The organism is Pseudothioclava nitratireducens, assembly GCF_029210495.1.
Classification (GTDB): Bacteria; Pseudomonadota; Alphaproteobacteria; order Rhodobacterales; family Rhodobacteraceae; genus Pseudothioclava; species Pseudothioclava nitratireducens.
The window spans coordinates 1-20799 of sequence record NZ_JARGDK010000012.1 but is presented as its reverse complement, the minus strand read 5'-3'; the positions used below and the strand labels follow the sequence as shown (position 1 = coordinate 20799).

The 20799-nt window shown below is 64.6% G+C and carries 27 protein-coding genes and 2 tRNA genes; 27 read left to right on the top strand and 2 right to left on the bottom strand.

Going from position 1 to position 20799, the window contains the following annotated elements:
- Positions 1 to 71 precede the first annotated feature (71 nt).
- The 9 genes from P0X85_RS12915 (at position 72) to P0X85_RS12875 (ending at position 8522) form a co-directional block, all read left to right on the top strand.
- Positions 72 to 782 carry a tellurite resistance TerB family protein gene (locus P0X85_RS12915; protein ID WP_275814032.1) on the top strand — a complete coding sequence of 237 codons (711 nt, stop codon included), beginning with the start codon at positions 72 to 74 and terminating at the stop codon, positions 780 to 782.
- Positions 783 to 938: 156 nt separating this feature from the next.
- Positions 939 to 1106 (top strand): 50S ribosomal protein L33, encoded by a 168-nt coding sequence (rpmG, locus tag P0X85_RS12910; protein WP_011750518.1) that lies wholly within the window; start codon positions 939 to 941, stop codon positions 1104 to 1106.
- 204 nt (positions 1107 to 1310) lie between these two features.
- Complete coding sequence (locus P0X85_RS12905) at positions 1311 to 2582, top strand: imelysin family protein (RefSeq protein ID WP_275814028.1); 1272 nt, start codon at positions 1311 to 1313, stop codon at positions 2580 to 2582.
- Positions 2583 to 2627: 45 nt separating this feature from the next.
- Entirely contained in the window at positions 2628 to 3989 is a 1362-nt protein-coding gene (locus P0X85_RS12900) for a di-heme oxidoreductase family protein (RefSeq protein ID WP_275814025.1), read from the top strand.
- Complete coding sequence (locus tag P0X85_RS12895) at positions 3989 to 4993, top strand: imelysin family protein (RefSeq protein WP_275814022.1); 1005 nt, start codon at positions 3989 to 3991, stop codon at positions 4991 to 4993. The genes P0X85_RS12900 and P0X85_RS12895 overlap by 1 nt, the downstream gene beginning before the upstream one ends.
- A 3-nt stretch (positions 4994 to 4996) precedes the next feature.
- Complete coding sequence (locus P0X85_RS12890) at positions 4997 to 6067, top strand: DUF1513 domain-containing protein (RefSeq protein ID WP_275814019.1); 1071 nt, start codon at positions 4997 to 4999, stop codon at positions 6065 to 6067.
- A gap of 224 nt (positions 6068 to 6291) precedes the next feature.
- Positions 6292 to 7416 (top strand): Gfo/Idh/MocA family protein, encoded by a 1125-nt coding sequence (locus P0X85_RS12885; protein ID WP_275814016.1) that lies wholly within the window; start codon positions 6292 to 6294, stop codon positions 7414 to 7416.
- Positions 7417 to 7620: 204 nt separating this feature from the next.
- Positions 7621 to 7914: a YciI family protein gene (locus P0X85_RS12880; protein ID WP_275814013.1), complete on the top strand. Its 294-nt coding sequence runs from the start codon at positions 7621 to 7623 to the stop codon at positions 7912 to 7914.
- A complete protein-coding gene (locus P0X85_RS12875) occupies positions 7911 to 8522 on the top strand; it encodes a DNA-3-methyladenine glycosylase I (RefSeq protein WP_275814010.1) in 612 nt (203 codons plus the stop codon). Before P0X85_RS12880 ends, P0X85_RS12875 begins: the two co-directional genes overlap by 4 nt.
- 35 nt (positions 8523 to 8557) lie before the next feature.
- On the opposite strand, the gene P0X85_RS12870 is transcribed toward P0X85_RS12875, so the two are convergent.
- On the bottom strand, positions 8558 to 9445 hold the full coding sequence (locus P0X85_RS12870; RefSeq protein ID WP_275814007.1) for a LysR family transcriptional regulator: 888 nt from the start codon (positions 9443 to 9445) through the stop codon (positions 8558 to 8560).
- Between the two features lie 110 nt (positions 9446 to 9555).
- On the opposite strand from P0X85_RS12870, the gene P0X85_RS12865 reads away from it, so the two are divergent.
- The 3 genes from P0X85_RS12865 (at position 9556) to P0X85_RS12855 (ending at position 11159) form a co-directional block, all read left to right on the top strand.
- The gene (locus P0X85_RS12865; RefSeq protein WP_275814004.1) at positions 9556 to 9957 is read left to right on the top strand and encodes a (R)-mandelonitrile lyase; all 402 of its coding nucleotides are present in this window, start codon (positions 9556 to 9558) and stop codon (positions 9955 to 9957) included.
- Between the two features lie 85 nt (positions 9958 to 10042).
- A complete protein-coding gene (locus P0X85_RS12860; RefSeq protein ID WP_275814001.1) occupies positions 10043 to 10393 on the top strand; it encodes a cyclophilin-like fold protein in 351 nt (116 codons plus the stop codon).
- A 25-nt stretch (positions 10394 to 10418) separates the two neighbouring features.
- The gene (locus tag P0X85_RS12855) at positions 10419 to 11159 is read left to right on the top strand and encodes an SDR family oxidoreductase (protein WP_275813998.1); all 741 of its coding nucleotides are present in this window, start codon (positions 10419 to 10421) and stop codon (positions 11157 to 11159) included.
- 220 nt (positions 11160 to 11379) lie between these two features.
- Here P0X85_RS12855 and P0X85_RS12850 read toward each other — a convergent pair.
- Positions 11380 to 11454: transfer RNA gene (locus P0X85_RS12850), tRNA-Thr, on the bottom strand.
- Between the two features lie 116 nt (positions 11455 to 11570).
- On the opposite strand from P0X85_RS12850, the gene P0X85_RS12845 reads away from it, so the two are divergent.
- From P0X85_RS12845 to P0X85_RS12775, 15 genes are all read left to right on the top strand, one after another.
- On the top strand, positions 11571 to 11726 hold the full coding sequence (locus tag P0X85_RS12845) for a hypothetical protein (protein WP_275813995.1): 156 nt from the start codon (positions 11571 to 11573) through the stop codon (positions 11724 to 11726).
- A 2-nt stretch (positions 11727 to 11728) separates the two neighbouring features.
- Positions 11729 to 12997 (top strand): UDP-N-acetylglucosamine 1-carboxyvinyltransferase, encoded by a 1269-nt coding sequence (gene murA, locus P0X85_RS12840; RefSeq protein WP_275813992.1) that lies wholly within the window; start codon positions 11729 to 11731, stop codon positions 12995 to 12997.
- On the top strand, positions 12994 to 13470 hold the full coding sequence (locus P0X85_RS12835) for a DUF2948 family protein (protein ID WP_275813989.1): 477 nt from the start codon (positions 12994 to 12996) through the stop codon (positions 13468 to 13470). The genes murA and P0X85_RS12835 overlap by 4 nt, the downstream gene beginning before the upstream one ends.
- Positions 13471 to 13604: 134 nt before the next feature.
- Positions 13605 to 14915 (top strand): histidinol dehydrogenase, encoded by a 1311-nt coding sequence (hisD, locus tag P0X85_RS12830; RefSeq protein WP_275813986.1) that lies wholly within the window; start codon positions 13605 to 13607, stop codon positions 14913 to 14915.
- Positions 14915 to 15394: a UPF0262 family protein gene (locus tag P0X85_RS12825; RefSeq protein WP_275813983.1), complete on the top strand. Its 480-nt coding sequence runs from the start codon at positions 14915 to 14917 to the stop codon at positions 15392 to 15394. The genes hisD and P0X85_RS12825 overlap by 1 nt, the downstream gene beginning before the upstream one ends.
- Before the next feature lie 13 nt (positions 15395 to 15407).
- Complete coding sequence (locus P0X85_RS12820) at positions 15408 to 15863, top strand: arsenate-mycothiol transferase ArsC (RefSeq protein ID WP_275813981.1); 456 nt, start codon at positions 15408 to 15410, stop codon at positions 15861 to 15863.
- A gap of 4 nt (positions 15864 to 15867) precedes the next feature.
- Positions 15868 to 16275, top strand: coding sequence for a ketosteroid isomerase-related protein (locus P0X85_RS12815; RefSeq protein ID WP_275813977.1), 408 nt, complete (start codon positions 15868 to 15870; stop codon positions 16273 to 16275).
- Positions 16275 to 16856 carry a GNAT family N-acetyltransferase gene (locus tag P0X85_RS12810; RefSeq protein ID WP_275813974.1) on the top strand — a complete coding sequence of 194 codons (582 nt, stop codon included), beginning with the start codon at positions 16275 to 16277 and terminating at the stop codon, positions 16854 to 16856. Before P0X85_RS12815 ends, P0X85_RS12810 begins: the two co-directional genes overlap by 1 nt.
- On the top strand, positions 16853 to 17758 hold the full coding sequence (locus P0X85_RS12805) for a carbon-nitrogen hydrolase family protein (RefSeq protein WP_275813971.1): 906 nt from the start codon (positions 16853 to 16855) through the stop codon (positions 17756 to 17758). The genes P0X85_RS12810 and P0X85_RS12805 overlap by 4 nt, the downstream gene beginning before the upstream one ends.
- 82 nt (positions 17759 to 17840) lie before the next feature.
- A complete protein-coding gene (gene infA / locus P0X85_RS12800) occupies positions 17841 to 18059 on the top strand; it encodes a translation initiation factor IF-1 (RefSeq protein ID WP_022707441.1) in 219 nt (72 codons plus the stop codon).
- Between the two features lie 5 nt (positions 18060 to 18064).
- Entirely contained in the window at positions 18065 to 18643 is a 579-nt protein-coding gene (locus P0X85_RS12795) for a Maf family protein (protein WP_275813964.1), read from the top strand.
- The gene (locus P0X85_RS12790) at positions 18640 to 19683 is read left to right on the top strand and encodes a ribonuclease E/G (protein WP_275813961.1); all 1044 of its coding nucleotides are present in this window, start codon (positions 18640 to 18642) and stop codon (positions 19681 to 19683) included. Before P0X85_RS12795 ends, P0X85_RS12790 begins: the two co-directional genes overlap by 4 nt.
- Positions 19680 to 19865, top strand: coding sequence for a DNA gyrase inhibitor YacG (locus P0X85_RS12785; RefSeq protein ID WP_275813958.1), 186 nt, complete (start codon positions 19680 to 19682; stop codon positions 19863 to 19865). The genes P0X85_RS12790 and P0X85_RS12785 overlap by 4 nt, the downstream gene beginning before the upstream one ends.
- Before the next feature lie 151 nt (positions 19866 to 20016).
- A tRNA-Phe gene (locus P0X85_RS12780) sits at positions 20017 to 20092 on the top strand.
- A gap of 256 nt (positions 20093 to 20348) precedes the next feature.
- Positions 20349 to 20573 carry a helix-turn-helix transcriptional regulator gene (locus tag P0X85_RS12775; protein WP_275813955.1) on the top strand — a complete coding sequence of 75 codons (225 nt, stop codon included), beginning with the start codon at positions 20349 to 20351 and terminating at the stop codon, positions 20571 to 20573.
- Positions 20574 to 20799: the final 226 nt, after the last annotated feature.

Genomic DNA, 20799 nt, shown 5'->3' with positions numbered 1-20799 from the left:
GCGGGGAATCATTGGACATGGGCCCGCATTGGCGCAACACTTCGCCCGACCATTAAATAAGGGGGTTTAGCATGAGCTTCGTTAAGACACTGGCAACTCTGGCCGTGGGTTTCGCCGCCGCAAAGGGCGTTGACAAGTTCCGCAAGGCGGGCGGGCTCGATGGCATGAAAGACGCGCTGCGCAACGCGGGTGCCGAGGGCGGCATGGCTGACCAGATGGGCGAAATGGCGGAGAAGTTCGGAGTTCCCGGTGGTAAGGCGGCCGTGCGCGATATGTTCGCCAAGTTCGGGGATCAGGCTGCCACCGCGACCGAGGCGACCGAGGCGGGTCTTGGCGGCTTGATGACTGCGATGACCGGCGCCGCGGCGGCAGGTGCGAAGGGGCTGGGCGATATGCTCGGCGCTGTCACCTCCGGCACCCCGGTCAATGCGATGATGGAAGAGCAGGCCAAGCTGATGATCCGCGCGATGATTCAGGCTGCCAAGGCCGATGGCGAGATTGACGCAGAGGAGCGGGCGAAGATCCTCGACCATCTGGGCGATGCGTCGGATGAAGAGATCGCCTTTGTCGAGGCCGAACTCGACGCGCCGATCGACATCTCGGCACTGGCCTCCGCCGCGACCGATGCCACCAAGGCGCAGGTCTATTCGGCGGCGCTCATGGTGATTTCGGTCGATACCGAGGCCGAGAAGCAGTATCTCGCCAATCTGGCGGCGGCCCTTGGGCTCGAGGCGCCCAAGGTGCTCGAGATCCATCACGCGATGGGCAAGCCGACCGTCTGAGCGCGGGGCCTGCATCCGGTGCAGGGAATGCGAAAAATTCGGCGCGTGGTCCGGTTTCTTGGTTGACTCCGGGCTGCGCCTCGGTAAAAGGCGGGCTTCAAGGATTTCGAGGGTGTCGCGCCCGATGCGCGTGTGCCCGACTCTAGGAGAGAGAAAATGGCGAAGCCGACGACGATCAAGATCCGTCTGAACTCGACGGCGGGCACCGGGCACTTCTATGTGACCAAGAAGAACGCCCGCACCATGACGGAAAAGATGACCGTGAACAAATACGATCCGGTTGTCCGCAAGCACGTTGAATACAAAGAAGGCAAGATCAAGTAAGATCTGTCTGACTTGTAACCGCACAAGCCGCGCCCTCGGGTGCGGCTATTTGCATTTCAGGCCGGTGGTGGTGCTTGGAGATCGAATCGGCCCGGACTGGGGAATGCATCGGAGGAAATCTTTAGTAAAAAAATCGGGTTTACAAATCTGACTCATTAAGTCAGTTATTCTCGGCATTGGGAGAATACTGAACCGAGGACCGCCATGACCCGCACCCTGACCGCCTGTATCGCAACGACCGCCCTGATTTCCGCTCCGCTTCTGGCCCATGCCGATGCGCCTGCCACGCTTGCGGTGCTCGACACCTATGCCGATATTGCCGAAGCCGGGTATGGCGATAGCGTCGCCACCGCCGAGTCGCTGCGCGCGGCGGTCGAGGCGCTGATCGCCGCGCCTTCGCCCGAGACACTCATGGCCGCGCGCGCCGCATGGGTCGCGGCCCGCATCCCCTACCAGCAGACCGAGGCCTTCCGTTTCGGCAATGCCATCGTCGATGACTGGGAGGGCAAGGTGAACGCCTGGCCGCTCGACGAGGGGCTGATCGACTATGTCGATCCGGGCTCGGCGGCCGTGAACGAGGAAAACGACTACGCGCTGCTCAACGTCATTGCGAACCCGACCCTGACCATCGCCGGGCAAGAGATCGACGCGACCGAGATCACGCCGGCGCTGTTGGGCGAGGTGCTGCACGAGGCCGAGGGGATCGAGGCCAATGTCGCGACCGGCTATCACGCCATCGAATTCCTGCTCTGGGGGCAGGACCTGAACGGCACCGATGCGGGGGCGGGGGAGCGCCCTTACACGGATTTCATTCAAGGGGCCGATTGCACGGGTGGCAATTGCGACCGCCGCGCGGATTATCTGCGCGCAGCGACCGATCTTCTGATCGCGGACCTGCAAGAGATGGCTGCAAACTGGGCTGAGGGCGGTGCCGCGCGCGCGGCTGTGCTCGAAGCCCCCGAGGCGGGTATCTCGACAATTCTGACCGGGATGGGCTCGCTGTCTTACGGCGAACTCGCAGGCGAACGCATCAAGCTGGGCCTAATGCTCCATGATCCCGAGGAAGAGCATGACTGCTTCTCGGACATGACCCACCTGTCGCATTACTATGACGGGGTGGGCATCCGGAACGTCTACACCGGCAGCTATACCCGGATCGACGGCAGGGAGGTGAGCGGCCCGTCGCTCTCCGATTTGGTGGCGGCGCGTGCGCCCGAGGTGGATGCGCAACTGCGCAGCGAGCTGGACCTGTCGGTGGCGGCGCTGGGCCGTCTGAAAGAGCGTGCCGAAAGCGGGATGGCCTATGACCAGATGCTCGCCATGGGCAATGATGAGGGCCGCGCGCTGATCGAAGGTGCGGTCGAGGCGCTGGTGGCGCAGACCCGTTCGATCGAGCGGGCGGTGAGCGCGCTGGGCGCCGCGATCGAGGTCGAAGGCTCTGACAGCCTCGACAACCCGAGCGCTGTTTTCCAATAATCCAAACGGGCGGCCCTTGGGTCGCCCGGCCAGCCGATGCCCGCTATGCCCCGCCTTCTTCTCATGACCCGCTGCCTTCTTGTCTGCCTCCTCGCCGCGTCGGCGGGTGCGGCGGATGAGCTGCATCCGGGTGGGGCGGCCACAGGCTCTGCGGGTCCCGAGGCGCTGCAAGCCACCGCGCCGGGGCTCGATCTGATGCTGGGGCTCGACGCGGAGCTCGGGCGCGCGCTGTTCGAGAAACTCTGGGTACCCGCGCCGACCGCGACGCGGGCCTCGGATGGTCTTGGGCCATTGTTCAACGCGCGCGCTTGCGTCAATTGCCATCCCGGTAACGGGCGCGGGCATCTTCCCGAGGGCGGGCAGGGCTTTGGTGCGGTGCTGAAACTCTCACAGCCGGGTGCGGACGCGCCAATCCCGCACCCCGTTCTGGGCAGTCAGGTGCAGGACCGTGCAGCGACCGGGCTTCGCCCCGAAGGCCACATGGCGCTGCGTTTTGAGCGGGTTTCGGTGCGGCTTGAGGACGGAACCGAGGTCGCGCTCCGCCGCCCCGTCGCGGAGATCACCCCCGCTCCAAGTGACCCCGTGACGCTTGCGCTGCGGGTGGCACCGCCGCTCGTGGGCCTTGGTCTGATCGAAGCGATCCCCGAGGCCGCCATTCGATCAGGTGCGGACCCGGAGGACCGCGACGGCGATGGCATCTCGGGCCGCGCGGCCAATGTCTCGTCCCGTGCGCTTGGGCAAGAGGCGCTGGGCCGCTTTGGCTGGAAGGCCGAGATGGCGACGATCGCGGATCAGTCAGCACAGGCCTTTTCCCACGATTTGGGCCTCTCGACGCCGCTTTACCCGGACCCTGCGGGCGATTGCCCGACCGAGGCGTGCCGCGCAATGCCGCATGGCGAGGATGCGGGCCTGCGCGATGGGCGCGAGGTTTCGGGCGCGGCGCTCGATCTGGTCGCGCTGTATCTCTCCAGCCGGTCGGTGCCCGCGCGGCGCGACCCGACCGCCGCAGAGGTCTTGCGCGGCGAACAGGTCTTTCATGAGATCGGCTGCGCGGCCTGTCACCGCCCGGGCTTCGAGACCGGCGCCGAGGCCGCACGCCCCGATCTGGCTGGGCAAACCATCTGGCCCTATTCGGATTTTCTGCTCCATGACATGGGGCCGGGTCTGGCGGATGCGCGTCCGGGCGTCGATGCCGCGCCGGGCGAGTGGCGCACGCCGCCGCTTTGGGGCATTGGCCTGACACGGGCCGCGACAGGGCGCGAAAGCTACCTGCATGACGGGCGTGCCGAGACGCTTCTGGATGCGGTGCTTTGGCACGGTGGCGAAGCGCGGGCGGCCCGTGATAGGGTCACCGCGTTACCCAAGGCCGACCGCGCCGCACTGATCCGCTTTCTGGAGAGCCTCTGATGCGCCAAACGATCCTGTCCCTTCTGACCGCCACGCTTTGCGCGGCCCCGGCGCTTGAACCCGCCCGCGCCGATGTGCCCGAAGCGATTTCCAAGGATATCCTGCCCGGCTATGCGGGGTTCACGCGGGCGACCGGCGCACTCGCGCAGGCGGCAGAGGCCGATTGCACCCCCGAAGCGCTCAAGGCCCCGTGGAACGCCACCTTCGACGCATGGCTCGAGGTGGCGCATCTGCGTTTTGGCCCGGTCGAAGAGAAGGGGCGCGCTTTGGCCATCGCCTTCTGGCCCGACCCCAAGGCGATTGGCGCGCGACAGCTTGAGGGCATGCTGACCAAAGCCGACCCGGACCTGCTCGATCCCGCCGGCATGGCGCAAATCTCGGTCGCGGCGCGCGGGCTCTTTGGCCTCGAGCGGCTGATCTACGAGCCGACCTTCACCGAGGGCGCCTATGCCTGCGACCTGCGCCGCGCGCTCAGCGCCGATCTGGCCGAAATGGCGCAGTCGGTCGAGGCGGGCTGGACGGGGGGCTATGCCGATCTGCTGCTGAACGCCGGGGCCGAGGGCAACACCCAATTCCTGACCGTGGCCGAAGCGCGACAGGCGCTTTTCACGCAACTGATCTCGGGGCTCGAATTCAACGCGGATCAACGCCTTGGCCGCCCCTTGGGGAGTTTCGACAAGCCGCGCCCCGAACGCGCCGAGGCGCTGAACTCCGGACGTTCGCTCCAGAACGTGACGCTGTCGCTTCTCGCGTTGCGCGACTATGCCCGCGCGCTGGCGCAGGGCATGGGCGACATCCCCAATACCGAGGCCGCTTTCGCGCGGGCCATCGCCAGCGCCGAGGCGCTGAACGATCCGGTTTTCGCAGGGGTTTCCGAGCCCGGCTCGCGCCTCAAGGTCGAGATTTTGCAGCAGAATATCCGGCTCGCCCATGATGCCGCGCTGGCCGAGATCGGCGCGGTTCTGGGTGTCACTGCCGGGTTCAACGCTGCTGACGGAGACTGAGCCATGGATCGCCGCGCGTTTCTCGCCTCGCTGGCTGCGGCCACGACGGTGCCTCGCCTGAGCTGGGCCGATCTGGGCGCGCCCGCCTATCTGGCCGCCGCCCGCACCCCCGAGGGGACCCACGCGCTCTATGGGATCGCGGCCTCTGGCGCGGTGCTGTTCTCGCAGCCGATGCCGTCGCGCGGCCATGCCGCCACCGCTCATCCCACGCGCCCCGAGGCCGTCGCCTTCGCGCGCCGTCCGGGCACCTTCGCGCTGGTGATCGACTGTGCGAGCGGCGCGACCATGGCGCGGCTGACCCCGCCCGAGGGACGCCAGTTCAACGGCCATGGCGCCTATTCGGGCGATGGTGCGGTGCTCTATACCTCCGAAGTCGTCGCCGAAGGGTCGGCGGGGATGATCGGGCTGTGGGATGCGGCGCAGGGCTATCGCCGGATTGGCGAGTTTTCGTCGAACGGGATTGGCCCCCATGAGATTCGCCGCCTGCCCGGCTCGGAGGATCTGGTTGTCGCAAATGGCGGCATCCAGACCGACCCCGAGGATCGCACGCCCCTCAACCTCGATACGATGCGCCCAAACCTGAGCTATCTCTCGCCCGAGGGAGAGGTGCTGGAAACGGTCGAGCTGCCCGATCTTTGGCAGAACTCGATCCGCCATTTGGCGCTGCGCGGCGATGGGCTTGTGGCCTTTGCGATGCAGTGGCAGGGCGACCTGATGGAGCCGGTGCCGCTCTTGGGGCTGCATCGGCGTGGCGCAACGCCGATCCTCTGCGATCCGGCCCCCGAGGAAATGTTCGCAATGGAGGGCTATGCCGGCTCTGTCGCCTTCGCGCCCGGCGGTCAGCAAGTTGCCATTACCAGCCCGCGCGGCGGCCGTGTGCAGGCCTTCTCGGCCGAGGGTCAGCCCCTTTGGTCCGTAGCGCGCGCCGATATCTGCGGGCTTGGCCCCTGTGCCGAGGGTGGCTTTCTTGCGACCGATGGGCAGGGGCTTGTCGCGCGCGTTGCGGACGGGCGGTTGACCCCGCTGACCCGGGCAGAGCTGTCCTGGGACAATCATCTCGTGGCGCTCGGCTAAGGCCGCGAATCGACACCGCGCGTGCATTGATGCGGGCGTGTCGCGCGCGTCAGAGCGTCCGATCTGCCCGATTTCTCATCACTGCGCGGCGCGCTGGCGGGGATTCTTGCCGATTTCACAGGTTTTTCGGTGCCGCGCGCAGGTCTTCGTGCTGTGAGCGGTTAGGCTGTTCCCAGCCGCGCGAATCCGCTGCGCGGCGATAAGGGACAGTCTGGGGCACGCAGATGAGCGCCGTCACGGTGATTGGATGCGGTTATGTGGCCGATTTCTACATGCGCGCGCTGCGGTGCTATCCGGGCGTCGCTGTGGCGGGTGCTTACGACAGCGACCCCGAGCGGGCGGCAGCCTTTTGCCGCTATTGGGATGTGCCGCGCCGCGATAGTCTGGAGGCGGCGCTGGCGGCGCACCCGCGCGATGGCATCGTGCTCAACCTCACGAATCCGGCGGCGCATCTGAGCGTGAACCGCGCGAGTCTCGGCGCGGGCTGCCATACCTATTCCGAAAAACCCCTCGCGCTCAGCCTTGAGGAGGCGCGGGAACTCGATGACCTTGCCGCGGCGCAGGGCGTGCATCTGGCCTCGGCGCCGTGCAGTTTCTTGGGCGAATCCGCACAGATCATGGCGCGCTCCCTTCGGGAGGGCCGGATCGGCGCGCCGCGCCTGATCTACGCCGAACTCGATGACGGGTTCCTGACCCAAGCGCCGCTCGAAAGCTGGCGCAGCGAGAGCGGCGCGCCCTGGCCCTATCGCAACGAATTCGAGGTGGGCTGCACGCTGGAACACGCGGGCTATCACCTGTCTTGGTTCATCGCCTGCTTCGGCTCGGTGACGCGGGTGGTGTCGGCGGGCGCGTGCCTCTTGCCCGAAAAGAAGGGTGTCGCGGGGCAGACGCCTGATTATGCCTCGGCGACGGTCTATTTCGAGGCCGGGCCGGTAATGCGGCTCACCTGCTCGATCCTCGCACCGCGTGATCATTCGATCCGCATCATCGGCGATGACGGGGTGCTTGAGGTGGGCGATGTTTGGAACCCGTCATCGGCGGTGCGGCTGCGCAAGCGGATGCTGGTCCATGGCAACCTGATCGAGCTGCCCTTTGGCCGCCGCCTGCGCCCGACCGGGGCAAGTCACCCCAAGCTCAAGGCGAAGAACGGCTCGGTGATGAATTACGCGCTCGGACCCGTCGAGATGCTCGAGGCGATTGCCGAGCGGCGCGATCCGCGGATGAGCCGCGCGATGGCCGTGCATCTCAACGAGGTGGTGCTGGCTGTCAACGCGCCCGCAGGGCAGGGCGCGCTGGTCGATATTCAGAGCCGCTGCGCCCCCGTCGCACCAATGCCCTGGGGCATGTAAGGCGGGCATATCTCATCTTGCCAACAGCAGGGAGGAGGGTCTGAACCCGTTCTGCATGTGCGCCGGACCCGGCGATGTCCTCGTGTCGAGCGCATGCGGATCGAACAAGGCGGTCGGGGATATTCTTCCGTGACGTGTCCAGGTCGATTGTCCTATTCTCTTGGCAACACAGTGCCATCTGCTCGCCGCCAATAAGGAGCGCTCATGTTCGTCACTTTCCTGAAATTTGCCGGGAACCGGGCGGCGGCGCCGGACTATCTGGCGGCCCATAACGACTGGCTTGCGCAGGGCTTTGACGATGGCGCATTCCTTTGCGCCGGCACGCTGATGCCCGCAGCCGGTGGCGCGATCCTTGCGCGCGGCGAAAGTCGCGCAGAGCACGATGCCCGCATCGCCACTGATCCGTTCGTCGTGCAGGGTGTCGTGGTGGCCGAAACCCATGAGATCGATCCGAAAAAGACCGCGCCCGCGCTCGATTTTCTCAAGGTGTCGGCATGACCGGCACCGTTCCCGGACCCGATGGCCAACCACGTTGCCGGTGGTGTTCCGCCGCGCCGGAGTTCTTTGCCTATCACGATACCGAATGGGGTTTCCCGGTTGCGGACGACATCCGGCTCTTCGAGAAGATATGCCTTGAGAGCTTTCAGTCGGGGCTGAGTTGGCGCACGATCCTCGCCAAGCGCGAAAATTTCCGCGAGGCTTTCGAGGGGTTCGATTTCCGCAAAGTCGCCCTGTTTGATAGCGCTGATGTCGAGCGGTTGCTGGCAGATCCGGGTATCGTCCGGCACCGCGGCAAGATCGAGGCGGTCATCAATAACGCCCGTCGCGCTTGCGAGCTTGTCGAGGCGGAGGGATCGTTGGCGGCGTTTCTCTGGCGGTTCGAGCCGGAAGAGGAGGATATCGCCCCGCAAAGCCGCTCTGTCTCGCCCACCTCCGAAAGACTCGCGAAAGAGTTGCGCAAGAGGGGCTGGAAATTCGTCGGGCCGACCACGGTTTATGCCTTCATGCAAGCCATGGGATTGTTGAACGATCACGCCGAAGGCTGTGTGATCCGTGCGAAGGCCGAGAAGGCGCGAAACGCATTCCACCGGCCGCGCGCAGGCTGAGGGGTGGCTTTGCCCGCAGGGCTGAGCGTGGGGCCTCAATGCCGCAAGGCGCTGACCACGACCTTGAAGGCAGGCAGGTTCTGATGGCGGCTCGGGTAATAGATGTGATAGCCGGCAAAGCGCGGCGACCAGTCGTCCAATAGCAGCTCCAGCGCGCCGCTTTCCAGATGCGCCGCGACCATGTCCTCGGGGACATAGGCGATGCCCACCCCATCGAGGGCGGCCGCGACGATCGTCGCCTCGTCGTTCAGTGTCAGGCGACCGTCCACGCGCACCCGCAACTCCTTGCCGTCCTTCTCGAATTCCCAGGCGTAGAGCCCGCCTGCCGTGGTCAGCCTCCGATTGATACAGTCGTGCGCCAGAAGGTCCTGGGGATGGGTGGGGCGGTCATGGGTCGCCAGATAGCCGGGCGACGCAACCGCGACCAGCCGCCAGTCCGCTCCGACCCGCAATGCGATCATGTCATGCTCGACGCTTTCGCCAAGACGGATGCCCGCGTCGAACCCGTCCTCGACGATGTCACGAAACCCGCTGTCGACGTTCAGTTCGAGACGGATATCGGGATAGTCGCGCAGCACCGGCCGCAGTTTTGGCCAGATCAGTTGGGTCAGCGCGTGTAGCGAAAGCGTGATCCGCACCGTGCCTGCGGGCTTGTCGCGCAGTTCCAGAAGCGCGGCGATTTCCTCTTCGATCTCGGCGACACGCGGCGCGAGCGTGCGGCGCAACCGCTCCCCCGCCTCCGTGGTCGAGACCGAGCGCGTGGTGCGGGACAACAGACGTATCCCCATCCGGGTCTCAAGCCGCTTGATCCGGTGGCTCAGGGTCGATTGCACGACACCCAGTTTCGCCGCTGCGCGGGTAAAATTGCCCTCATCGGCGACGGTCAGGAACCACATGAGGTCCTTGAAATCGGTCTTTGGCATGGCGACCCATTCATGAATTCTGTCGATAAGTGCAAGCGACCCGCGATCTCTAATCAATAGGTCTTGCGCGGCCATATAACAACCATGCAACCCGGAAAGCGGAGCCCACCATGAAAATTACCCGCGCAGGCAGCACGCCCTCGGTCAAGGCGCCGGACGACTGGTTCACCGGCAATGTGCGCATCGACCCCTTGTTGCGAGCCGAACCCCCCGGTCGTGTGGTCGGCGCTGCTGTCACCTTCGAGCCGGGCGCACGCACCGCGTGGCACACGCATCCGGCGGGACAAACTCTGATCGTGACGTCCGGTCGTGGTCGGGTTCAACGCGCAGGCGGCCCGATCGAAGAAATTTTCCCCGGCGACGTTATCTGGATTTCCGCGGATGAGCCGCATTGGCACGGCGCTGCACCCGGCGTGGCGATGACTCATATTGCCATTCACGAAGCGATCGACGGCGAGACCGTCACCTGGATGGAGCTGGTGAGCGATGCCGAATATCTCGCCCAAGCCTAGCGCAATCACCCGGCGCGGCCTGATCTGCGGGGCACTCTGCGCGCCGACGGTCCGCGCCGCTCGGGCCAATCCCAAGGAGTCGCCCATGCGCCTCAAATGCAGTTTTGCGGATCAGGAGTTCATCGTCAGCCTGCTGGATACGCCCGCCGCGCGCGATCTGGTCTCGCTCTTGCCGCTCAGCCTGACGATCGAGGATTACGCGCAAAACGAGAAGATCGCCTATTTGCCGCGCAAGCTCACCGAGGACGGGGCCGAGGCCTATTCGGACCCGGCGGTGGGTGATGTCTGCACCTATGCGCCCTGGGGCAACCTCGTGTTCTTCTACGCCCCTTATCGCTATGCGCGTGGGTTGATCCGGCTCGGACGGGTCGAAGGGTCCATCGCTCCGCTGCGCGTCCGCGGCACCCATCCATTCAGCGTGACACAGCTTGGCTGAGCCTCTCATTCAAAGGAGTAAAGACATGAAAGACAAGGTTATCATCATCACCGGCGCCTCATCGGGCATCGGCGCGGCCACTGCCAGACTGCTGGCCTCGAAAGGTGCGAAGGTCGTGCTTGGGGCGCGCCGCGAGGATAAGCTCAAGGCTCTGGCCGAGGAGATCCGTGCCGCAGGCGGCGAGGCGATCTGGCAGACGCTCGATGTCACCAAACAGGCCGAGAACGACGCGATCGTCAAGCTGGCTACCGAAACCTATGGCCGGATCGACGTGATCTTCCTCAATGCCGGGATCATGCCCAGTTCGCCCCTCTCGGCGCTTAAGACCGACGATTGGCACGAAATGGTCGATATCAACATCAAGGGTGTTCTCAATGGCGTCGCCGCTGTGCTGCCCGCGTTTGTCGCGCAGAAGTCCGGCCATGTGATTGCGACCTCCTCCGTGGCAGGTCTCAAGGCCTATCCTGCGGCGGCCGTCTATGGCGGCACGAAATTCTTCGTGCGCGATTTCATGGAGATTCTGCGCATGGAATCGGCGATGGAAGGCACCAATATCCGCACGGCGACGATCTACCCGGCGGCGATCAACACTGAACTGCTGCACACAATCAGCGAGCCGGGCACCGCCGCAGGCATGGCCGCGCTATATGAACAAGTCGGCATCACCCCTGACCGGATCGCCAATGTCGTGGCGTTCGCCATCGAGCAACCGGCGGATACCAATGTCAGCGAATTGACCGTCGGACCAACCGTTCAGGCTTGGTAAGCAGGCAGGCGGCGGGGCAAGGGCTCATGGCACAACATCGGAACGGCAAGGTGTCAGCCCGCGCAACCGCGCAAAGCAAGACCTTCGGGCATCCGCCGTGGTCGGTTGCCCAGCCCCGCCCGCCCTGTAATTGCGCGTTTTGGTTGCCGGTTGGCTCCCGCGCGACATCCCAAGACAGCCTGAGAATGCTTGGGAAATATTTGATTGCGTGGGATTGGAGTGGTGCTGCTGGAGAGATTTGAACTCTCGACCTCTCCCTTACCAAGGGAGTGCTCTACCCCTGAGCTACAGCAGCGCCGGTTCGGTCCGTTTCGACCGTGGGCGGGGATGTAGCGGCATTTCCCGACCCGTGCAAGCACAAATCTGCACCCTCTCTCGACACATTTTCCCAGAGCCGCTAGAGAGGGGGCGATGAGTGACAAACCCACCCAGACTGGCAAGGCCAAATCGCCCTCGGAGACCGCTCGCGAAGAGCGGCTGCGCGCGGCGTTGCGAGCCAATTTGCAAAAGCGCAAGCAACAGGCCCGCGCCCGCAAGGCCGATGGCGACGAGAAAAAGGACGCGTAACGATGGATCAGATTATCGTGCATGGGAACGGCCCGCTGAAGGGGCAGATCCCGATCGCGGGGGCCAAGAACGCCTGTCTCGCGCTGATGCCGGCGACGCTTCTGTCCGAGGAGCCGCTGACGCTCACCAACGCGCCGCGTCTGTCGGACATCCGCACGATGACCGAATTGCTGGCGAGCCTCGGGGCCGAGGTGTCCTCGCTGCAATCGGGCAAGGTGCAGGCCATGTCGAGCCATGGCGAGATCAACCCGGTGGCGGACTATGAAATCGTCCGCAAGATGCGCGCTTCGAATCTGGTGCTTGGCCCGCTGCTCGCGCGGCTCGGTCATGCGGTCGTATCGCTGCCGGGCGGCTGTGCGATCGGCGCGCGTCCGATGGATATCCATATCGACGCGCTCGAAGCGCTGGGCGCGCAGATCGAGCTGAAGGAGGGGTACCTCCACGCCAAGACGCAAGGTGGGCTCAAGGGTGCGGTGCATGAGATGCGCTTTGCCTCTGTCGGCGCGACCGAGAACTTCCTGATGGCGGCCGTGCTTGCCAAGGGCACGAGTGTCCTCAAGAACGCCGCGCGCGAGCCGGAAATCGTCGATCTGGTGCGCTGCCTGCGGGCGATGGGCGCGCAGATCGAGGGCGAGGGGAGCTCGACCATCGAGATCCAAGGCGTCGACCGCCTGCACGGCGCGACCCACCCGGTCGTCACCGACCGGATCGAGCTTGGCACCTATATGCTGGCCCCCGCGATCTGCGGCGGCGAGGTGGAATGCCTTGGCGGGCGGATCGAACTGGTCGAGAGCTTCTGCGAAAAGCTGGACGCGGCGGGGATCGGCGTCGAGGAAACCGCGACGGGCCTCAAGGTCAGCCGCAAGGGTGACCGGGTGCGCGCGGTCGATGTCGTGACTGAGCCCTTCCCGGGCTTCCCGACCGACCTTCAGGCGCAGATGATGGCGCTTTTGTGCACCGCCGAGGGGACTTCGGTGCTGGAAGAGAAAATCTTTGAGAACCGCTTCATGCACGCCCCCGAACTCGCCCGGATGGGCGCGAAGATCGAGGTGCATGGCGGCCACGCGACCGTGCACGGGGTGGACCGCCTCAAGGGCGCGCCGGTGATGGCGACCGACCTGCGCGCCTCGGTGTCGCTGATCCTCGCGGGGCTTGCCGCAGAGGGAGAGACCATCGTGAGCCGCGTCTACCACCTTGACCGCGGCTATGAACATGTCGAGGACAAGCTCTCGGCGGTGGGCGCCAAGATCGAGCGGGTGAAAGCCTCATGAGCGACGCGCGCTTCGAAGACGGGGGCGAGCAGCCGCTCGCCTTGCGGGCCGAAACGGCCGAGGATCTGGGCGTGATCGCGGCGCTGGTGCAGGATGCCGTCCTGCCGGCCTCGGAAATCGTCTGGGAGGCCAAGGCCCGTCGTCTGGCCTTTCTGATCAACCGCTTCCGCTGGGAAGACAAACCCGCCGCAGAGGCCGAGAAGCGCCCCTATGAGCGGGTGCAATCACTTTTGGTCATCTCGGATGTGCGGCGCGTGTCCTCGATGGGGATCGACCGGGCGGACAAGGATCTCGTGCTCTCGGTGCTCGATCTGGGCTTCGTCGCGGGCGAGGACGGTGCGGGCCGGATCGAACTGACGCTCGCGGGGGACGGTGCGATTGCCGCAGAGGTCGAATGCCTCTCGGTCGATCTGCGGGATGTCACGCGGCCGTATCGTGCCGTTTCGGGGCAAGCGCCCCGCCACCCGGACTAAGCGCAAACGGCCCCGGCGGAGCCTCCGGCAGGCGTATTTCGGGTTTGATGAAAGCGCATCCGGGGTGTGAGGGTGCGCGCCGCTTGGCAAGGGCCGCGGAAGGCACTATCCCGTTGCCTGACAAGGAGAGTCAGATGCCGCAGTTCCTCGACACCACCACCGCCGATTTCGAGACCCGCTTCGCGGCCCTTCTGGGTATGAAGCGCGAGGACAGCCCCGATGTGGATGCCATCGTCGCGGATATCATCGCGGATGTGCGCGCTCGCGGCGATGCGGCGGTGATCGAGCTGACGGCGAAATTCGACAAGCTGGCGCTCAAGCCCGAAACGCTGGCCTTCTCGGAGGCCGAGATCGCGGCCGAGATCGCGAAAGTGCCGGCGGCGGAGCGCGCGGCGCTTGAACTCGCCGCCAAGCGCATCCGTGCCTATCACGAACGCCAGATGCCCGAGGATCAAAGCTGGACCGAACCGACCGGCGCGATGCTGGGCTGGCGCTGGACGCCCGTGTCGGCGGCGGGGCTGTATGTGCCGGGCGGGCTTGCGAGCTATCCGTCCTCGGTTTTGATGAACGCGATCCCCGCCAAGGTGGCAGGCGTCGAGCGTCTGGTCGTCGTCTGTCCGACGCCGGGTGGTGTGGTCAATCCGCTGGTTCTGCTGGCCGCGCAGATCGCGGGCGTGGACACGGTCTACCGGATCGGCGGAGCGCAGGCGGTGGCGGCGCTGGCCTATGGCACCGATACGATTGCGCCCGTGGACAAGATCACCGGCCCCGGCAACGCCTTCGTGGCGGCGGCGAAACGGCGGGTCTTTGGCAAGGTCGGCATCGACATGATCGCGGGCCCGTCCGAGATTCTCGTGATTGCCGACGGCACCGGCGACCCGGACTGGATCGCGCTCGATCTGCTGAGCCAGGCCGAGCATGACGAGAGCGCGCAATCCATTCTCATCACCCCCGATGCCGGGTTTGGCCGCGCCGTCGCGGAGGCGGTGGAGAAGCGGCTCGAAACGCTCGAGCGGCGTGCCATCGCGGGGCCGAGCTGGCGCGATTTCGGCGCGGTGATCGTGACGCGTGACCTATCAGAGGCGGCGGCGCTTTCAAATCGCGTGGCGCCCGAACACCTTGAGCTGTGCGTGGCCGATCCGGACGCGCTGAGTGCCGAGATCACCCATGCGGGTGCCATCTTCTTGGGCGCCTACACGCCCGAAGCGATCGGTGACTATATAGGCGGGCCGAACCATGTGCTTCCGACCGCCCGCTCGGCGCGTTTCTCCAGCGGGTTGTCGGTTCTCGACTTCCTCAAGCGCACGACCCTTGCCAAGATGACCCCCGAGGCGCTCAAGGCTATTGGTCCGTCCGCCGAGGTTCTGGCCAAGTCCGAGAGCCTCGAGGCGCATGGCCTGTCGGTGCGCGCCCGGCTCGACGCGCTGAATGAAGGAGAGGGATGATGTCGCGGATCGCACGTCTGGAGATCGACGATAGCGGCTTGCCCGCGCCCACCCCCGAAATCGAGCAAGAGCGCCGCGTCGCGGTCTATGATCTGCTCGAAGACAACAGCTTCGTGCTTCCGGGGCGCGACGATCTGCCTCCGCCCGAGGGGCCCTTTGCGCTCACGCTTGCGGTGCGCGACGGGCGGCTGGTGTTCGATACCCAGACGGAAGCTGGCGAAAAGCTGGCGGAATTCCATCTGTCCTTCGGGCCGTTCCGGCAAGTAGTGAAGGACTATTTCCAGATCTGCGAAAGTTATTTCGAAGCGGTCAAGAAGCTGCCGCCCGGTCAGATCGAAGCCATCGACATGGCCCGTCGTGGCATCCACAACGAGGGTGCCCGCGTGCTGCAAGAGCGGCTTGAGGGCAAGGCCGAACTCGACATCGACACGGCGCGGCGGCTGTTTACCCTGATCTGCGTTCTGGCGCCGCAAAAGTGAGGGGCATGCGCTGATGACCGGTCTTCCCTCTTCGGTGCTCTTCTGTTGCGATCACAACGCGACGCGCTCGCCGATGGCCGAAGCGATGATGAAGAAATTCTATGGCACCGGCTGCTATGTGCAGTCGGTGGGTGTGAAGTCCGATATGGAGATCGACGGCTTTTCGATTGCCGTGATGGATGAGATCGGGATCGACCTGCATCGCCATCGTTCGCGCTCTTTCGACGAGTTGGAGCAATTGGGCGACGATCTGTCCTCTTTCGATCTGGTGGTTGCGCTCTCGCCTGCGTCGCAGCATCAAGCACTTGAAATGACGCGTATATTCCATCTGGATGTGGAATATTGGCCAATCATGGACCCAACCGGGATTGGCGAGGGGCGCGAGGCCAAGCTCGCGGCCTATCGTCAGACCCGTGACCAGATACGCGGTCATCTTATCGCACGTTTCGGCCCCCCAATTCAGGAGTGATCCCATGCCCCGCGCTCAGGCTCTGGCCACGATTTCCGCCTATTACGATGCGTTCAATGCGGGAAATACCACCGGAATGGAGGCGCTGATTTCTCCCGATTTTGAGCATCATGTGAATGAGGGGGAAATACGCCGCGGCCCCGAGGCGTTCCGCGCATTCAACGCCCACATGACCCGCTGCTACAAAGAGCACCTGGCCGATATCGTCATCATGGCGAACGATCTGGGCACGCGCGCGGCGGCGGAGTTCGTGGTGCATGGCGTCTATCTGGAGACGGACGGAGACTTGCCGGTGGCACGTGGTCAGAAGTATGTCTTGCCTGCGGGGTCTTTCTTCGATCTCGAGGCGGGCCGGATCACCCGCGTGACGACCTATTACAATCTTGCGGACTGGGTCCGGCAGGTCTCGTGATGGAGGTCCGCACGCTCACCGGAGCGGCGCTTGATGGGGCACTGGACGATGTCGCGCGGTTGCGGATCGCGGTGTTTCGCGACTGGCCATATATATATGACGGCTCGCTCGACTATGAGCGGCGCTATCTGGAGAGCTACCGCAATTCCGATGCGGCGATCGTTGTGGGGGCGTTCGATGGTGCGCGGCTGGTGGGCGCGGCCACGGGCACGCCGCTCGAGGATCACGCCGAGGACTTTGCGGCGCCTTTCGCCGGGACGGGCCTCGCGCTCGATCAGGTGTTCTACTGCGCGGAGTCGGTTTTATTGCCCGAGTATCGTGGGCATGGCGTGGGACATGCGTTCTTCGACCACCGAGAGGCCCATGCCCGGGCGCTTGGGCGGGTGCATTCGGTGTTTTGTTCGGTGATCCGACCTGCCGATCATCCGCTGCGCCCCGCCGATTATGCGCCGCTCGATCCGTTCTGGCGCAAACGCGGTTATGTGCCGATGGAGGGCGTGATCGCGCGCTTCAAATGGACCGATCTGGGCGAGGATCATCAGACCGAGAAGGCCCTGCAATTCTGGGGGCGGGCGCTGTGAGTGTGCTTCGCGTCGCTGCTGCGGCCTATCCGCTGGACTGGTTCGACGACTGGTCGGGTTTCGAGGCAAAGGCCCTTGCTTGGGTGGCCGAGGCGGCTGAGAACGGCGCGCGGCTTCTTGTTTTTCCTGAATATGGCGCGATGGAGCTGGCGAGCCTTGGCGGAGCAGAGGTCGCCGCCGATCTGGAGGCCGCCTTGCTTGAAGTGGCCCGGCACCGTCCAGAGATGGACGCGCTTTTCGCGCGGCTCGCGGCGGAGCATGGCGTCTATGTTCTTGCGCCCTCGGGCCCGGTCATCGAGAGCGGGCGGCGCGTCAATCGCGCGAGTTTCTTCGGGCCATCGGGGCTGATCGGGCATCAGGACAAGCAGATCATGACCCGGTTCGAGCGCGAAGAGTGGCGCGTCGATGCGGGGCTGCACGGGCTGACGCTGTTCGAGACTGCGCTGGGCAAGATCGGCATCGTGATCTGCTACGACAGCGAGTTCCCGCTGCTGGCGCGCGATCTGTGCGAGCGGGGCGCCGAGATCCTTCTGGTTCCGTCCTGCACGGACACCGTCGCGGGCTACAGCCGCGTCCGGGTGGGGGCGATGGCGCGGGCGCTGGAAAACCAATGCGTGACGGTGCAGGCGCCGACCGTGGGCGGGGCGCTCTGGTGCCCTGCCATCGACGAGAACCGCGGTGCCGCCGGGATCTTTGGCCCCGCCGATCGCGGTTGGCCGGAAACGGGCGTGATCGCGGAAGGGGTGCTGGATCAGCCGGGCTGGACCTATGCCGATCTCGATCTGAACCTTGTCGCACAAAGCCGCCGCGATGGTGCGGTTTTGCCCTTCCGGCACTGGTCCGAACAGGGTGCGCGTATCGGAAAAGGCGCTTTCGCCCGGGAAAACCCCCGCAAATCCTGACATAGCGCTTGATATTTACCGCGCCGAGGCGCATTTAAGCCGCGCCCGCAGCTTTTGGCGGGCGGATGAATATGGAGTGACCATGGCCAAGGAAGAAATGCTCGAATTTCCCGGCGTCGTGAAGGAACTCCTGCCGAATGCGACGTTCAGGGTCGAGCTGGAAAACGGCCATGAGATCATCGCACATATGGCAGGCAAGATGCGCAAGAACCGCATCCGCGTTCTGGCTGGCGACCGCGTTCAGGTCGAGATGAACACCTACGACCTCACGAAGGGTCGTATCAACTACCGCTTCAAGTAAGCCCCGTGAAACTGGTTCTGGGGTCTGCAAGCCCGAGGCGGCACGAGCTTCTGGGCCAGATCGGTCTGGTGCCCGATGCCGTGCGCCCGGCCGATATCGACGAGACCCCGCTCAAGGGCGAAGCTGCGCGCGACTATGTGGCGCGCATGGCACGGGAAAAGGCGCTGGCGCTGGAGTGTGCGGGCGACGAGGTGATCCTCTCGGCTGACACGACCGTCAACTGCGGGCGCCGTATCCTTGGAAAACCCGAAAACGAAAAAGAAGCGGCCGAGTTTCTGTGGCTGCTGTCGGGGCGGCGGCACCATGTGATGACCGCCATCGCCGTGCGGACCGTCGATGGGCTGCGCGAGCGGCTCGTCGATACAGTGGTGAAATTCCGTCCGCTGTCCAATGAGGATGTGAACCTCTACCTCGCCAGCGGCGAATGGCAGGGCAAGGCAGGTGGCTACGCGATTCAAGGTCGTGCGGGGGCTTTCATCCCGTGGCTGCAAGGCTCGTTCACCGCCGTTGTGGGCCTGCCGCTGGCAGAGACCGCGACGCTGCTGGCCGCCGCCGGAATTCGCGCTGGAGAGGAGACGCCATGAAGGGCCGTGTTGTTCTGCTGGATCATCTGAACGGGCTTGAAGCCGCCGCTCTGATGGAAGATGGCCAGCTTCTGGACCTCATCCTCGACAGTTCCGACGTGGTGCCGTTGGCGCCCGGTGCAATTTGCCGGGGCGTGGTTGGTCGCCAGATGAAGGGCCAGGGGGGCGTCTTTGTCGATCTTCCCGAAGGCGAAACGGGTTTTCTTCGTGAGGTCAAGGGCTTGCGTCCGGGGCAGACGGTGATCTGTCAGGTCTCGGGCGGGGCGGAATCCGGCAAGGCCGTTCCGGTCTCGCTGCGGCTCTTGTTCAAGTCGCGCTATGCAATCGTGACGCCGGGTGCGCCGGGGCTGAATGTGTCGCGGCGGATTCAGGAGGAAGATGCGCGCGCCGAGCTCAAAGCATTGGCCGAAGAGGTGATGGCGGGCTCCGAGATGGGGCTTATCCTGCGCTCGGCCTGCGAGAGCGCGGCGCTCGATGACATCGCCGATGATATCGGCCAGATGCGCGCGCTTGCCGAGGCGGTCGGCGCGGATCTTGAGGGTGGCCCGGAATTGCTCGTCGATGCGCCCGGCCCGCATGAAGAGGCATGGCGCGACTGGGCTGATCCCGCCCCGGATGAGGTGGTTGAGGGCGGCTTCGAGGATCACGGTGTGCTCGATGCGGTCGACGCGTTGCTTGGCCCGCGCATCGAGCTGCCGAGCGGCGCGCATATGATGATCGAACCCACGCGCGCGCTGATCGCGGTCGATGTGAATACCGGGCGGGATACCTCGCCTGCGGCGGCGCTGAAGGCAAACATCGCGGCGGCCCGTGAGCTTCCGCGCCAGTTGCGGCTGCGGGGTCTTGGGGGGCAGATCACCATCGACTTCGCCCCGGTGCCCAAGCGGGATCGTCAGGCGCTCGAACAGCAGTTGCGCGCAGCCTTGCGTGGCGAGTCAGCGGAGACGAGCCTTGCCGGCTGGACGCCGCTTGGCAATTTCGAGATGCAGCGCAAACGCGATCGCGTGGCGCTCTCCGTGCTGATGGGGGGGGGCGCATGAGCTGTCCCATCTGCCAGAAAGAGGCCGACCCGAAATATCGCCCGTTCTGCTCCAAACGCTGCGCCGATATCGACTTGGCGAAATGGCTGAACGGCTCCTATGTGATCCCCGGCGATATGGCCGAGGAAGAAGAGCGTGCTCCGGGCAGTGCGTTCGACGCGGATGAGCCGCCTCGCCACTAGGGTTCCCCTGGGTTTCTTGCGGGTCGAAGTAAGGCGCGACGACAGTTTGCCAGCGCTCGCGAAACAGCGGCGAAAAAATCACGAAAACCCTCTGGACAGCCCTCGCGGCCTCGTCTATTCACCCTCCACCGAAGGCCGCGAGGCCCAGAGTGCCCGGATAGCTCAGTTGGTAGAGCAGCGGATTGAAAATCCGCGTGTCGGTGGTTCGAATCCGCCTCCGGGCACCACTAAAAATCCTTAAAAATAAGAGAAGTTTGTTAACTCCTATCACGGCTGTGCCGTTCCGTTGTCGTGCTGGGCTACATGGGGGCTACATTCTGGTCTTGGTTGCCTTTCTCTTGGAGTTAACATGCCTACCCGCGTCACGATCGTGCATCACGGGAACTCGATTTTTTTGCGCTCCCATGCGACAATCTTTAATTGCAGCCGAATAAGTAGATCAGAAGGGGCGGATTGTCTGGCCTAAGTCTGAGTATATACTTCATGGAAGCTACTAATCCCGAGCAATTCTTTCTGTCCGTCGAGCAGGTCGCTACCCGCTATGGCGTCTCTACCGACAGCATCTGGCGTTGGAGGGGAAAGGGCTCGTTTCCTGCGCCGGTCCGCATCGGAGATCGTTCTACGCGCTGGCGCCTTTCAGACCTGTTGGAGTATGAGGAGACGTTGCAGGCCTGTTTCGCGATGGATGCAGGCTTCTCCTTTTCCTGAGCAGTCGTCAGTTTCTCGGGGTGGAGCTTGCACCCCACCCATGAGGAATGGCTTGATACGCCTGAATCGGCGCCCCGCGCCTAAGACAGAAGCGTGGTCAGCGCTCTAACGCGCTCAGGGGTGACCTTCGGGTCGCACCCACCTGAGATGAGGTAGCGTCCGTCAAGGTGGTGTAATTTCCCAGATGGCCTGAGGTCATGATCAGGCGGCTTTCGTGGTTATGCTG

What these genes read in the sequence shown, in the direction of transcription:
- murA (WP_275813992.1), top strand. Translation starts at nt 11,729, where the DNA reads ATGGATCAGATTATCGTGCATGGGAACGGCCCGCTGAAGGGGCAGATC.
- P0X85_RS12905 (WP_275814028.1), top strand. Translation starts at nt 1,311, where the DNA reads ATGACCCGCACCCTGACCGCCTGTATCGCAACGACCGCCCTGATTTCC.
- P0X85_RS12890 (WP_275814019.1), top strand. Translation starts at nt 4,997, where the DNA reads ATGGATCGCCGCGCGTTTCTCGCCTCGCTGGCTGCGGCCACGACGGTG.
- P0X85_RS12880 (WP_275814013.1), top strand. Translation starts at nt 7,621, where the DNA reads ATGTTCGTCACTTTCCTGAAATTTGCCGGGAACCGGGCGGCGGCGCCG.
- P0X85_RS12895 (WP_275814022.1), top strand. Translation starts at nt 3,989, where the DNA reads ATGCGCCAAACGATCCTGTCCCTTCTGACCGCCACGCTTTGCGCGGCC.
- P0X85_RS12915 (WP_275814032.1), top strand. Translation starts at nt 72, where the DNA reads ATGAGCTTCGTTAAGACACTGGCAACTCTGGCCGTGGGTTTCGCCGCC.
- P0X85_RS12870 (WP_275814007.1), bottom strand. Translation starts at nt 9,445, where the DNA reads ATGCCAAAGACCGATTTCAAGGACCTCATGTGGTTCCTGACCGTCGCC.
- P0X85_RS12875 (WP_275814010.1), top strand. Translation starts at nt 7,911, where the DNA reads ATGACCGGCACCGTTCCCGGACCCGATGGCCAACCACGTTGCCGGTGG.
- P0X85_RS12790 (WP_275813961.1), top strand. Translation starts at nt 18,640, where the DNA reads ATGAAGGGCCGTGTTGTTCTGCTGGATCATCTGAACGGGCTTGAAGCC.
- P0X85_RS12810 (WP_275813974.1), top strand. Translation starts at nt 16,275, where the DNA reads ATGGAGGTCCGCACGCTCACCGGAGCGGCGCTTGATGGGGCACTGGAC.
- P0X85_RS12815 (WP_275813977.1), top strand. Translation starts at nt 15,868, where the DNA reads ATGCCCCGCGCTCAGGCTCTGGCCACGATTTCCGCCTATTACGATGCG.
- P0X85_RS12775 (WP_275813955.1), top strand. Translation starts at nt 20,349, where the DNA reads ATGGAAGCTACTAATCCCGAGCAATTCTTTCTGTCCGTCGAGCAGGTC.
- P0X85_RS12900 (WP_275814025.1), top strand. Translation starts at nt 2,628, where the DNA reads ATGCCCCGCCTTCTTCTCATGACCCGCTGCCTTCTTGTCTGCCTCCTC.
- P0X85_RS12865 (WP_275814004.1), top strand. Translation starts at nt 9,556, where the DNA reads ATGAAAATTACCCGCGCAGGCAGCACGCCCTCGGTCAAGGCGCCGGAC.
- P0X85_RS12820 (WP_275813981.1), top strand. Translation starts at nt 15,408, where the DNA reads ATGACCGGTCTTCCCTCTTCGGTGCTCTTCTGTTGCGATCACAACGCG.
- rpmG (WP_011750518.1), top strand. Translation starts at nt 939, where the DNA reads ATGGCGAAGCCGACGACGATCAAGATCCGTCTGAACTCGACGGCGGGC.
- P0X85_RS12885 (WP_275814016.1), top strand. Translation starts at nt 6,292, where the DNA reads ATGAGCGCCGTCACGGTGATTGGATGCGGTTATGTGGCCGATTTCTAC.
- P0X85_RS12825 (WP_275813983.1), top strand. Translation starts at nt 14,915, where the DNA reads ATGTCGCGGATCGCACGTCTGGAGATCGACGATAGCGGCTTGCCCGCG.
- P0X85_RS12845 (WP_275813995.1), top strand. Translation starts at nt 11,571, where the DNA reads ATGAGTGACAAACCCACCCAGACTGGCAAGGCCAAATCGCCCTCGGAG.
- infA (WP_022707441.1), top strand. Translation starts at nt 17,841, where the DNA reads ATGGCCAAGGAAGAAATGCTCGAATTTCCCGGCGTCGTGAAGGAACTC.
- P0X85_RS12785 (WP_275813958.1), top strand. Translation starts at nt 19,680, where the DNA reads ATGAGCTGTCCCATCTGCCAGAAAGAGGCCGACCCGAAATATCGCCCG.
- P0X85_RS12855 (WP_275813998.1), top strand. Translation starts at nt 10,419, where the DNA reads ATGAAAGACAAGGTTATCATCATCACCGGCGCCTCATCGGGCATCGGC.
- hisD (WP_275813986.1), top strand. Translation starts at nt 13,605, where the DNA reads ATGCCGCAGTTCCTCGACACCACCACCGCCGATTTCGAGACCCGCTTC.
- P0X85_RS12860 (WP_275814001.1), top strand. Translation starts at nt 10,043, where the DNA reads ATGCGCCTCAAATGCAGTTTTGCGGATCAGGAGTTCATCGTCAGCCTG.
- P0X85_RS12835 (WP_275813989.1), top strand. Translation starts at nt 12,994, where the DNA reads ATGAGCGACGCGCGCTTCGAAGACGGGGGCGAGCAGCCGCTCGCCTTG.